This window comes from Aquimarina acroporae (assembly GCF_023195925.1).
Taxonomy (GTDB): domain Bacteria; phylum Bacteroidota; class Bacteroidia; order Flavobacteriales; family Flavobacteriaceae; genus Aquimarina; species Aquimarina acroporae.
Window position 1 is genome coordinate 397,002 of the sequence record NZ_JALPRE010000003.1, and the last position, 13,289, is coordinate 410,290.

Genomic DNA, 13,289 nt, shown 5'->3' on the forward strand with positions numbered 1-13,289 from the left:
CTATAAAGGAGATAATTTAAAATTAAATCATGGAGAATCACTCGACTAAGCCTACCCCCAATGTCGATATTGAACTTGAAAACTACAGCATACTTGAGAAGATTGGAGAAGGAGGTTACGGAATTGTTTATAAAGCAAAACAAATTAGCACAGGGCAAACCGTAGCTATTAAAATACTGAAGTTTAAGGAAATACCGGATCAAAAATCTATAAAGCAACAAATTGCCCGTTTTGATCGCGAAACAAAGTTATGTGCAGAAATTAATCATCCCAATATTGTCAAACTTCTAGATAAAGGAGTTACCGCAAATCAGGAACCTTTTGCCGTTTTTGAATATATCTCAGGACAGACCTTAAAAGATTTAATTACGTTGCATAATGGCCTATCTGCCAATGAAACCGGAGTACTTATGGGGCAAGTTCTCGATGCTTTGGTTGCTGCGCATGCCAAAGGAATTATTCATCGTGATCTCAAACCACATAACATCATGGTGACCCAAACAGGAACGAGGTCGCATATCAAGATATTAGATTTTGGAATTGGAATATTTACCCATGATTTTAGAACAGATGATTATAAAGATATAACCCTTACTCACGAAGTGATTGGGACTCCGGCCTATAGTTCTCCAGAGCAGTTAAGAGGAGAACCGCCTACAGTAAAATCAGATTTATATGCCTGGGGGTTAATTGTATTAGAATGCCTTACAGGTCAACCTGCGATTCAGGGAGCAAATGTAGCAGAGGTGTTTCAGAAACAACTAAACCCGGCAGATGTACCCTTACCTCCTTCAATTTTTGGGCATTCTTTGGGCAAAGTACTCAATCGTGTTTTAGAAAAAAATCATTCAAGACGTATTGCTAGTGCAGCATTGGCTTATGAAGAGTTTTCTAAAATCAACTTTAATACTTTGGTAGGGCAGATACAACCGCAAAATGAAACCTCATTGCGATCAGAAGATGCTACCGAAGTGAATCAGTTGGTTTGGCGTAGTGCACATAGTGAAAAAAGACAAATCACGGTACTTTGCGCAAAACTTTCACTATCGGTATCTGATAGTGCAATGATGGATATAGAAACCATTGAAACCATTCAAAAAGATCAATTGCATTTATGTAAAGATGTAGGTGTTCGTTTTGGTGCCCATATCTCTGGGATCATTGCCGATACCATTATGATGTGTTTTGGATATCCTCAAGGAAGTGATAATGATGCCAGACGAGCAGGAAGAACGGCACTAGAACTTATTGGACAATTGCAAAAGAGAAGCACTTTGCTTTTTGCCAAACATGGGGTTGGCCTGGAAATAAGGATATCGATGAACTCTGGGACTGTATTGGTAAAACATAATAGTTCCCCAGAAGGATTAGTAACCAATAAAGCCTTTAACCTTTTATATTCAACACCACCGGGGCACATTTTAGCCTCAGAAAATACCAGAAGATTACTAGAAGCACATCTGGAATTTGAAGAATTTAATACAACGCAAGAATTTTCAGGTACAATTAATACTTCGAGGGTTTATCTTTTAACAGGAGAACGCCAAACAGAAGCCCTTTCAAATTTAAGTCCGCGAAGTGCAGATCAAAAAATGGTTGGTCGCGACAAAGAACTAGCCAAAATTTATGAAACCTGGGACTCAATACAAGAAAAAGATGGAAAGGCTTTACTTATAAAAGGACAGGCCGGAATAGGAAAGTCGAAGTTGATCTACGAAACCAAAAAACAATTGATCGATCAAGATTTTGCAGTGCGAGAATGTCGTTGTCTTCCTGAGCATCAGAATAATGCGTTACATCCTATTTTTGAAATGCTAAAAAGAGATATGGGAATTCATGATAATGAAACTGTGATTCCGCATCTCGAAGAAGCGCTAAAGAAATCTGATGTCGATCCTGAAAAAGTCATCCCTGTATTATGTTCATGGTTTTCAATTCCTTTGGATGAGACCTACCAAGTGTCAAAGGCTTCTCCAATAGAACAAAAAGAGGTTCTTTACGATGCATTAGAAAAGCTTATACTTCATATCGATACCGATAAAAAGTTCACTCTTATCATAGAAGACTTGCATTGGATCGATCCTACAAGTTTAGATTTTTTAAGAACTATAGTAGCAAAAATGAATGATAAAAATTATTTGTTACTGCTCACAACCCGACCAGAGTTTCAATTTGATTGGAATTCAGAAAATATTAGCGAAATAGGACTTGAAACTCTTAATGAAGGATCTACACAGTCTTTTATCAAAGATATATTACAACAAAAGTCAATTGCTGAAAAAGCGCTAAATTATATTGTAGATAAAGCCGACGGAATCCCTTTATTTATAGAAGACCTTACCCGCATGCTTTTAGAAGAGCGGTATTTGGTATTAGAGGATGATATCTATACGCTGGCACAAAATTTTGATGCAGCGTCGGTTCCTGTAACCTTAAAAGGGTTATTAAATGCAAGACTAGATCATATTGGGTTTGCCAAAGAAACAGCACAACTTGCCTCTGCAATAGGTAGAGAGTTTACCTATGATTTGTTGGTAAAATCATCATTACATGATGAAGGTATGGTGCAAACGAACCTTAATGCCCTTATGGATGCGAATTTAATTTATCATCATCGTCGGGTACAAAATGAAAAGTATGTATTTCGTCATGCATTAATACGAGATGCAGCCTACGATAGTATGGTGTCTTTGCTAAAGCAAGAAGTTCATGGTAGAATTGCAGAAACCATGGAGAATGATTTTGATGAGATGGTTAGAGATAACCCTTTCGAATTGGCATGGCATCATGCAGAAGCTACCAACTACAACAAGGCATCTCATTTAGGATTGGAGGCGATTAAAAAGAATATAAAAAACTCAGCCAACGAAGAGGCACTTCGATTACATGAAATTAGTAAAGAATGGGTTGTAAATATCAAGGATGAATATCGCAAACTGAAACGCGAGTTGGAACTTAACATATTTGTTCAGGCTGCAGTTTCTTTAAAAGAAGGTTGGGGGAGTCATATTTCGTTTGATATGGCTACTAGGAATGCAGAATTAATAGGGATGTTGAGATCTCAAAAAGACTTTATTGTTGATGAAAACATCGATGAATACGAATTAAAAAATGATTGGGCATTGTTTTCTTATTTCCATGCACAATCAAAAAGTAAGGAAGCCAAAGATATTGGGGAACAACTCATTGAAAAATCAATTCAGAAGAAAAACCACAAGGTGGAAATGGCAATTTCTTCTTTTTTGGGACAATCTTACTTTGTTTCCGGAGATATATCAAAATCCGAAAAATTACTTACCAAAGTGATTAAAAATTTTGATCTAAAGCAAGATAAAACTCTTTTTGAAGAGTATGGTTTTGATCCCTATATTTTTGCCACAGGTATGGCAGGGTTTATTTATAGTTTCAGGGGGAATTTTGATAAAGCTCTGAGCCTTTATGAGGATAGCATAAAATATGCAAAGACTACCGAAAATGACTCCTTGGTTGTTACCTCTTATGTTTTTATGGTATGTTTTCTTTCTATTGTCAATGATAAAAGTTTATGTGGAAAATATGTCAATGAATTGCATGAGGTATTGGGGAATAGACTTGATGAAGTTTGGGTTGCCTGTTTGTTTTATATTATTGAGGATTGGGTTAATGGAAAAACAGACACTGCTGAAATACAAAGAGATGGAATAATAAAAGCCGGTCAAAGTTTGGCATTATCATTTTATGAACCATCTATGGCTCAAACTTATATAAAAGATCAAAAATATGATAAGGCTATACAATTATTAGAAGATTCTATAGAAAGACAAATAGGTAGCAAGCAAATAGCTCTTCTTCCAACTGCTTATAACTTGCTAGGGTTATCCAAATATTATAGTAACAAAAAAATAACAGATGAAGTAGACTCTCTTTTTAATACTTCAATACAATATGCCGAAGAGATGCAATTTGGTCTGTTAAAACTAAATGCTATTGTAGATTATAGTGAATTGCTATTGCAAGAAAAACAAACTGAAAAAGCAAATACATTATTAGCTACGGTAGCAGATTTTTGCGAAGAGATGTCCGAAATTAAAAATCTGGATGTCTTTAAACGTTATGTACAACTCAAGAACTTAAAGTAATCACAATCTAAATAATTAAAATCACAAAAATGAGTACACAAGATTTAACTGCCGACAAAAAAGTAAGCCAACGTGCTGATGAGATTAGAAAAGAAATTAAAGATAGGTTTGATGCTAAACCTGCAAACGACGGATCATATATTATATATCATATGATCGATAGTCATATACCAGATGATACAACAAAGGATAAAATTTTAAGAATTACACAGTTTTTTAACACTTTATCTTTTGTTGAATCTACTAATGATGCTATTAGAGATGCCTATTTAGAGCATAACCATTTACGATATGGTTTTTTGACTAATGGAGCTTTATTTAGTACTAAGAAGAATGGTGAGAATGTAGAGGTGGATAGAAAATATAATATCAATGAACTTTGTTCATTAAATGATCAAGAATATCAAAGTATTCTTAATGAAATAGATACGCAATTAAATAACATTGGAGGCGCAATAGGCCAAGTTGATAAGTCTGAGGAAAAGTGGTATTTCTGGCCAGGTTGTGAAATGAAAATGCCTTTAAGTACTTCTATATTACTTGATACCTCTGTGCAAAAGTCAAAATTTGTAGTAACTAAAAAAATAGAGGGGTCTGATGAGGCAACACAAATTGTGATGGAAGAGAAACCATACCAATTAGAAGTTTCTTTATTAGGAGACAATGAGTTTTATTATAAGGAAGGTGAAAAATCGGATGAACAAAGACTAAAACCAGGATTTTTCTCTATAAATAGGTCTAAACCTGAGTTTGAAGAGGAAAATAATCAAGGATTTAGTGAAATAGATTTGGCTTTGAAAAAAGGAGAGAAGTACCATTATACCTTGTATGTGCCATACAATAGCCCAAGACTAGATATATTAACCAATATGGAAATCTCAAGTAAAAAAGGAATAGAAGAATTTGTAGCGACGACTTCTTAATACTAGTGAAGATTCTAAAACGTTAAAACCTTGATAAAAACCCTTGCTTTTTTGTCAAGCTGTTTGGTTTAAAGTAAATTATATAAAAGTTTGGTTTCTAGATGGTTAAAACCGTAGGTGGACGAAGTTAAGACTATGTATGTATTATGGTTATTTCGTATGCAAAAGTGTTTTTTCGCTAGAAATCAATCTTTTAACTATTAACTCTTAAAACTTTAAACCATGATCACAAAAGAATTGAAAACCTCCTTATCGGAGAAGAATTCAGAATTGGAAAAAACTGTACGGAACGATGTAAAATCATTATTTGATAAAAAACCAAATAATGATCCATTGTATCAGGTGTATGATACGATTGATAAAGTAATAGCTTCAAAATTTTCTGATTTAGATACAAAAGAAGAAGAAACCAAAAGAGATATATTAAGAATCGTTGAGTTCTTTAACACATTTCATTTTTTTGAATCTATCAATGATTTTATTAGAGATGCTTATATCAACTATAATCATTTTAGACGTGGTTTTTTATCCAATGGAGTCCTACTAAGAACACAGTTGATTGATGGTCAATTAAAGTTTAACAGAGGGTATACTATACCTGAATTGGTAAATATTTATAACGAACAACCAAAATTATATAGTAGTATTCTTAACGAAATTAAAGGTGAGTTAGAAGGTTTTATATCAATTGACTCTGGAGAGAAATGGTATTTCTGGCCGGGTTGCGAGATGAAAATTCCTATAAGCACTAATATTGTTTTAGATACTTCAATTGCTAAATCTAAGTTTGTGATTTCTAAAAAGGATAATACCAGTATACATAACAATAAACAAATTGTTTTAGAGGAAAAACCATATCAACTAGAACTTTCAGTTTTAATGGATACCGATTTTTTCTATAAAAAGACGGAAAACAACAAACAAAAATTGACCCCTGGGTTTTTTACTATCAATAAGTCTGATTCAGAACAGTATAAAACCTTAGATTTTAGTGAAATTGAGTTAGAGTTACAAAATGGGGAAAAATATGATTATACGTTATACATGCCCTATTCTAGTCCAAGATTAGATGTAAAGACTAACATGAAAATCTTTGACACAAATAAAAAAGTAGAAGAGTTTATTGCAACTTGTTCTTAATCTAAATATTTCGTAAAAATTGATTTCAATATTGTAAAGCTAATATGATGCCGTTTGGTATAAAAAATGTATCAGACGGTATTTTTAGCTATTATAGCTAGCACTTTTAACAAAACTATTAGTAGATAAATACATTGTATAGAATAAAAGAAAAATATGCCAAAGTAAAAGTCAATGATCAATATACGATTATGACTTCAGAAAAGGATAGTGTATTGTTACAGTCTCCGTTAGCAATTCAACTCCTAGAAGCTGTTAGCAATAGCAAAGTAACACAGGAGATGATTGTTTCAGATTACCAACGATATAGTGCTAACCTTAGTGAAGTACTCATTACATTACATCAATTGGAAGCAGAAGGGTACATCACTCAATCAAAACCATTATTTACACCAGAACAAGCTGCGTACTGGGAAGAATTAGGATATCAAACAGAAAAATTGGCTACTGTTTTTAAATCTAAAACGATAGCTGTAAAAACCTTGGGTGAAGTAGATGATACCCTATTTAAAGATTTATGTATTGCGACAGGCGTAGAATTTTCTGAGAATCCTCATGTTACTGTAGTATTAACCACTAGTTATTTACATCCTGATTTAGAAATGATCAATAAGGAAATGATAGATAATAGAATGCCATGGTTATTGCTAAAGTTACACGGTACCAGGTCATATGTAGGGCCATTAATGATCTCGGATAAGGAAGAGGTTGCTTGCTGGCAATGTTTACAACATCGACTTGTCTTACACGATCAAGAAAATAGATTATACCAAGCATTGGCTAAAACCGATAATAATATAACCAGACCTCTCATAAGTCATCCTTTAACACAACAATGGGGCAGTAGCACTGCACTTTCTGAGTTGGTTTTCTGGTTGTATCACAAACATAATTTGACCCTAGAAAATGGTCTCGTCTCACTCGATGCAAAAACGAATGAGAGAACAGTACATACGATCGTAAAACGACCGCAATGCAAGGCATGTGGAGATATAAAAATTGCCGAGCAACATCCTTCACCAATTCGGTTGCAAAAACAAGACACCTTATCAAAACATCAAGGGGGGTATAGAACCGTAACTCCCGAAGAAACTTTACAACGTTATCGACATCATGTGAGTGAGATTACCGGAGTGGTACCTTATCTAAAAGAATATCATCCAGTTAAAGGGGTGCCTATTTATAATTTTGGCTCGGGTAAAAACCTGGCCTTGCAAAGCTCATCATTATTCTGGTTAAATCTTCATCTCAGAAGTGCCAACGGGGGTAAAGGAAAGACAGAAATTCAAGCAAAAACGGGTGCTTTATGTGAAGCTATCGAAAGATATAGTTTGATGTATCAAGGAGAAACCTATACGATAAAGGATTCATACAAAAACCTGGAAAAAGCAATTCATCCTAATGAATGCATGCTCTACAGTAGTGAACAATATCAAAATCGAGAACAAATTAATAATGAGAGTACCAAATTTTACTCTCTTATCCCAATACCTTTTGATATCGACAAAAAGATAGATTGGACCCCAGTGTATAGTCTTACCGAAAATGAGTTTAAATATCTTCCTTCGGGGTATTGCTATGCGCAGTATCCGGCAGAGGATGAGAAAAAGTTGTTTTCTTACCCCGATTCTAATGGGTGTGCTGCTGGAAATACTTTGGAAGAAGCCATTTTACAAGGTTTTCTTGAGTTGGTAGAAAGAGATGCCGCAGCTATATGGTGGTATAATCGAATACAATATCCTGCTATTGATTTAGAAACAGTAAATAATGCCTATGTGAATCAAATGTTTGATCATTATAAAGCGATTGATAGGAGTTTGTGTGTGCTGGATATTACTACAGAATTAGGAATTCCTGTTTTTGTGGCGGTAAGTCATAATATAAAAGAGGACGAAAATGATCAGATTTTATATGCTTTTGGAGCACATATAGATGCAGAAATTGCACTAGAAAGAGCTGTAATAGAATTGAACCAGTTACTCCCTGTAGTAAAGAGTGATGACAAAGGATATCTCACATCAGATAAAGTGTTTGTCGATTGGTTAGAAACAGCCAAATTAAAGGATAATGCATATTTAGAACCTGTAAAGGATGTGAAAAAAAATATGAAAACTGATTATCCCAAGCTCTGCGAACCGAATCTCTACGATAGTATACAATTTTGTATTGAAACCGTAAAGAAACAAGGACTTGAAACCCTTGTGGTAGATTTAACACAACCAGATGTGGGGCTTCCAGTTGCCAAAGTGATTGTGCCTGGTTTACGTCATTTTTGGAGACGTACAGCTCCTGGAAGATTATACGATGTACCGGTAAAAATGGGGATATTGAAAAAACCACTAACAGAAGAACAATTAAACCCTGTAGGTATTTTTATTTAAAATGAAATCACATAATTTCTAAAATTTAAACGTGTGAAATTTATATCATATAGTAATACTACTTTTAAGAAAACTGAGTATTACCAGCAGTTGCCAGAAGAAGAAAGAAATATATTTGATGTCTTATCAAGTGTCTTTCATTTTAAAGTGAATAATTATGTGTTAGAAAACCTCATAGATTGGGATGCTGTACCCAATGATCCTATTTACAAACTTATTTTTCCCAGAAAAGAAATGTTATCGGCTGTAGATTTTGAGACATTAAAGATGTTATATCGAAGTGGGCTAGATAATAAAACATTGATTCCATTTATTCAACGGGTAAAAAGGAAAATGTATCCTGAAGTAAAACAGACAGATACTAGTATTCCAAAGATGAATGGTGAACGCATACGAGGTATGTATAGTAATTTTGGAACTATTGTGAGTCTTTTTCCTGATCCCATGTCGCGAACTTGTCATTCTTACTGTTCATATTGTTTTAGATGGATTATGTTTAACGATAAAGAAGCACAGCAAAATTCTTCATACAAAGATCCCAATGAACCTGTGGCTTTTTTAAGAGAACACCCAGAGATTACAGATGTGTTATTTACTGGGGCAGATCCTTTGGTGTTGAATGCTAAAATACTACAAAAATATATTGATCCAATATTAGATATAGAATCGGTAAAGGTAATACGAATCAGTTCGAAATCATTGGGTTGGTGGCCGTTTCGGTTTACCACAGATAAGGATGCAGACGAACTCTTGAAATTATTTAGATATATTCAATCTAGGGGGAAACATTTAAACTTTTGCGCGCATTTTACTCATGTTAGAGAATTAGAAAACGAGGAGGTAAAAAAGGCAATAACAAGAATTAGAGAAACTGGAACTGTGATTCGGTGCCAGGGACCTTTGGTAGAGGGTATCAATGACACGCCAGAAGATTGGAGTAATTTATGGAATGCCCAAATTGCTTTAGGAATGGTACCTTATTATATGTTTATCGAAGCCGATCATAATTCAGAATCTTGTTTTAGAATTCCGTTAGCCAAAGCGTTACAAATCTTTCAAGAAGCTCAGAAAAAAACCACTGGTTTGGCGCGTACCGTAAGAGGTCCCGTTTTTATGAATGATTTACATAGAACATTACTAGATGGTGTCATAACTATTAATGATGAACGATTTTTTGTTTTAAAATCTTTACAAGCTCCTCCTGATATAGAAGGAGAAGGAAAAATTAAACTCATTCCTTTTGATGAACATACCAAAGATGCTGGTAATTTGATCGAATTATTTAAAGAAGAAAAAGACATCGTTAATTCAAATGTATTGATGTTATAGCAGTTTTAAACGAAAAAAATAAATTTAAAAAGCAGTTAATCAATTGGTTACTGCTTTTTTTGATGGGTGATGAAATATGATGAAATATTATTTCCCTAAGGGCTGTCATATATTTGTCTTGTCAAACTAATTAAACGTATAGAAGATTAAAAAACACATCAAATCAATCTATAACATAGGGAAAATAGAGGGGGAACTGATTTGATGTTTAATGAATGTCACGAAGAAGATGTTAGATGGCTAGGCTGCAGAATCAATGGGGTAGATTCTGCAGCTTTTTTTATGAAAAGTGTTTGTATCGATATAATTAACAATGAAATATGGTGAAATATTATTTTCTAGGGTGTCTCAATATATTTGTTTCACTAAGCAAGTAAAAGACAATTGCATAAAAATGATTACACAAGACTCGCAAAACATATATAGAAAAAGAATGGTGTTCAGGATTTTTAAAATGTTTTTAGTATTAGCCAAATAAAACTATCCAACACTAAACAAGAAGTTATATCAAGTTTGTTTAAATACAAATGTATTAGTAGAGCAATTTGATATTCATCTAGCCAAGTATACATCTAACATAGTTGTGCTGTAGAATCGGGGGGTTAAGATTCTGCAGTTCTTGGCATGTTTGAAAGTTTCTGAAACCTTAATAGGAGTACTGTGAAATATAATGAAATAGTTCTACGCTGAAGTATTCTATAATTTTATACTCATATTAATTCAATACTACATTATTAATCTAAACTTAAACAGTATGTCATATCCTATTATAAATACAAAAACGCAAAAAATTAAGTTAGGTAATTGGCTATTTGGAAAACGCATAAAGACAACATTGCAGTTAATAAACCGTGGGGAGGATTGTTATGATATCTATTATTCTAGTCAGCTTACTGGAATGAAGAAAGGGAAAATTGAAAAAATTGAAATTCCGGTGAATAGTTATACCACTGCACAGCTAAATAATAACCCCGAAATAAGAATTGAAGTTTATAACTGTAGTACTGTAAATAAATATACTGCTATACATATAAAAATAAATGCAGATATGGGGGCTTTTGGAACGATAACCATTTATGATCAGGTTTTAGATAGTCATGTAATACCATCAAAAACCAGTGATATCGAACTAGGGAGCATCTCTAAATATGTAATGAAAATAAGAAAACAAATAGGGTACTCTTTAAGTGATCAATATGTGTAAATGCTCATGATTATATTTTTTTATAATCTATACATGAGCATAAAAAGTATTGAAATTTAGGTAGGGATACGTATTTCAAGTTAGGAATTCTAAAACTACTTTTGATACATAATCTTAAAACTACTCTTCACATGAAAAAACATTATTCTACTAATTATTTTGTTCTAAAAAATTGGAATTCAAACAAAATGACTTACGTTAACCAAGGTATTATTTCTAATTCTAATGTATCCTAAACGATTAAATCAACAAAGTAAACATCTTCATATTTAATAAACATTCAATCGTCAAAATTCCCTTTTAGGTCTTAATTGATTAGACCAATTTGCACTAACTAAACCACTAATGGGGTTGGTTGAATACATTTAAACAGATAACAAACAGTTGATTAAAATATATTATGAATAAGCTAGATTTATTAAACGCAATTATCATAGAAGATAATTCTTGTCAGGCAGAATTATTAAAACAGGTGATAAAGAAATATTGCCCGAAAGTAAAAGTTAAGAGTGTTGCACAATGCATGGGGCAAGCAAATAAAGTTTTGAAAGAAACCGAATATGATATCATATTTTTAGATGTTAATTTAGGTAGTGATTGCGCCTTCAAACTATTAGAAACATGTGCTTCTTATATTAAGGATAAGGAATTAATCGTCATTTCTGCAGATAAAGAGCACGCCTTAGAAGCTTTTAGCTATGCAGCTATCGATTATATTCTTAAACCTATAGCTCCAGAAGGTGTAATAAAAGCAGTAAATAAGGCAAGAACGAATATTGACTTGAAACGATCTTTTTCCAGAAGTAATGAAAAACCTATTCCTACAGAACCTCTTAAAATACTGGCTATACCATCACTTTCTGAAGTGAAAATTATTAAGGTAGATGATATACTGTATTTACAATCTGAAGGAAGATATACTATTTTTTACACCATTAACGGAGAAAAGATTGTGTCGAGTAAAAACTTAGGTACTTATGAGGAGTTATTGCGTAATAACAATTTTTTCAGGAATCATCATTCATATCTAGTAAACGTGAATTTTATATCCAACGTTCAGAAAAAAGATGGTGTTTATTTAAAAATATTAGACAAAAAATATTTGCCGGTTTCTACCAGGAGAATTGAACCATTTTATCAGTATTTAAGAATTAAATAATGACTATGTATGAATGATTTAATAAATTAATTTCCCGCCTCCCCCTCTCTTTCTTATTTAAGACTTTGACTTCTATTTCTATTTTTTACATGACTAACTTTATTAGCATTAGCCAATGCATTTCTCTTTTTCACTTTATCTCTGATATGTGCTTTTTCCTGATTTAAAGGTTGACAAAAAGCTTCTCTCATTATTGGCCTATACTTTCTTAATTTTTCTTCTATTTGCTTCTTTTCTTTTTTGTTTTCAATAACGCTATTGCTGCGTTTTTTGCTTTTCTGTTGAGCTACTAATGGATTTACTTTTGGCTCTTTTTGCTTATCTTTTTTGTGTAGCTCAGGTTTTTGAATATGGTTTTCTTTCTTTTCAAGGTTAGCATTCTCATTTAGACCATTTTCTTTTTTTATTGGCTTTTGTCCATCTTGCTCTTGAGCTTTCACCGCTTTCGCTTTCTTCTCGGTTGCTAACCTGTTCATCACATTTTCTGTGGTCATTTGTACGATAGGCTGTAAGTGTTTAGGCACATCTTTAAAAGAAGCTTCAAGAACTTTATCTAGTTCAGCTTTGCTAGGATTTGGATGTTCTTTTACAAAAGTTATGATATTTTTTTCGATTTGCTCTATAACCGATGCTAACTCAACTTCAGGCTCAATTTCGTCAGAAGTGTCTTGTTTCGAAAAGTGTTTTTTATATAAGTCTACAGTTCCTTTTGGTATTGTATAGGGAGACTTCAGGATTTGCACAGATAGCCTTAAGGCATCCATGATTAGTCGTAAGGCAAGTTGTGATTCCTGCGGCATGCAGTCTATAGCTTCCTCAAAACTTATACGTTTGTTTTTTTCTTGATTCTCTTGATCTTCTTTTTGCTCTTGCTTTTTGTCTTCTGCCATCTGATTTTCTATTTTAAAGTTAGCCTAATTTTTTTGAAGTTTGGAAGTATCCATAGTTGAAAAATCAAAATGAATACCTCCACTTCAACCAGCCAAAATGAAATCATGTTCAACATGAATCTTTTGGTTTTCTTGCTTTTTAACA

8 protein-coding genes are annotated in these 13,289 nt (G+C 33.2%); 7 read left to right on the forward strand and 1 reads right to left on the reverse strand.

All coding sequences use genetic code 11. The features are described from left to right. The first annotated feature begins 29 nt into the window (after positions 1–29). The 7 genes from M0D21_RS06280 to M0D21_RS06310 all read left to right on the forward strand — a co-directional run bounded on the left by M0D21_RS06280 (position 30) and on the right by M0D21_RS06310 (position 12,254). Positions 30–4,118 carry a TOMM system kinase/cyclase fusion protein gene (locus M0D21_RS06280; RefSeq protein ID WP_248327598.1) on the forward strand — a complete coding sequence of 1,363 codons (4,089 nt, stop codon included), beginning with the start codon at positions 30–32 and terminating at the stop codon, positions 4,116–4,118. 29 nt (positions 4,119–4,147) lie between these two features. Beyond that, positions 4,148–5,041 carry a hypothetical protein gene (locus M0D21_RS06285; protein ID WP_248327599.1) on the forward strand — a complete coding sequence of 298 codons (894 nt, stop codon included), beginning with the start codon at positions 4,148–4,150 and terminating at the stop codon, positions 5,039–5,041. 222 nt (positions 5,042–5,263) lie between these two features. Then, positions 5,264–6,181 carry a hypothetical protein gene (locus tag M0D21_RS06290; RefSeq protein ID WP_248327600.1) on the forward strand — a complete coding sequence of 306 codons (918 nt, stop codon included), beginning with the start codon at positions 5,264–5,266 and terminating at the stop codon, positions 6,179–6,181. A gap of 134 nt (positions 6,182–6,315) precedes the next feature. After that, positions 6,316–8,562, forward strand: a complete 2,247-nt coding sequence (locus tag M0D21_RS06295) for a TOMM precursor leader peptide-binding protein (protein WP_248327601.1) — start codon at positions 6,316–6,318, stop codon at positions 8,560–8,562. A gap of 33 nt (positions 8,563–8,595) precedes the next feature. Further along, a complete protein-coding gene (locus M0D21_RS06300; RefSeq protein WP_248327602.1) occupies positions 8,596–9,891 on the forward strand; it encodes a KamA family radical SAM protein in 1,296 nt (431 codons plus the stop codon). Positions 9,892–10,645: 754 nt separating this feature from the next. Further along, entirely contained in the window at positions 10,646–11,095 is a 450-nt protein-coding gene (locus M0D21_RS06305; protein ID WP_248327603.1) for a hypothetical protein, read from the forward strand. Between the two features lie 400 nt (positions 11,096–11,495). Next, positions 11,496–12,254, forward strand: coding sequence for a LytR/AlgR family response regulator transcription factor (locus M0D21_RS06310; protein WP_248327604.1), 759 nt, complete (start codon positions 11,496–11,498; stop codon positions 12,252–12,254). A gap of 53 nt (positions 12,255–12,307) precedes the next feature. Here the strand turns inward: M0D21_RS06310 and M0D21_RS06315 are convergent, their stop codons facing one another. Beyond that, positions 12,308–13,144, reverse strand: coding sequence for a hypothetical protein (locus tag M0D21_RS06315; protein WP_248327605.1), 837 nt, complete (start codon positions 13,142–13,144; stop codon positions 12,308–12,310). Positions 13,145–13,289 lie beyond the last annotated feature (145 nt).

Bases quoted from the DNA above. Each gene is read 5' to 3' on its own strand.
- M0D21_RS06280 (WP_248327598.1), top strand. From the start codon at position 30: ATGGAGAATCACTCGACTAAGCCTACCCCCAATGTCGATATTGAACTT.
- M0D21_RS06285 (WP_248327599.1), top strand. From the start codon at position 4,148: ATGAGTACACAAGATTTAACTGCCGACAAAAAAGTAAGCCAACGTGCT.
- M0D21_RS06290 (WP_248327600.1), top strand. From the start codon at position 5,264: ATGATCACAAAAGAATTGAAAACCTCCTTATCGGAGAAGAATTCAGAA.
- M0D21_RS06305 (WP_248327603.1), top strand. From the start codon at position 10,646: ATGTCATATCCTATTATAAATACAAAAACGCAAAAAATTAAGTTAGGT.
- M0D21_RS06310 (WP_248327604.1), top strand. From the start codon at position 11,496: ATGAATAAGCTAGATTTATTAAACGCAATTATCATAGAAGATAATTCT.
- M0D21_RS06315 (WP_248327605.1), bottom strand. From the start codon at position 13,144: ATGGCAGAAGACAAAAAGCAAGAGCAAAAAGAAGATCAAGAGAATCAA.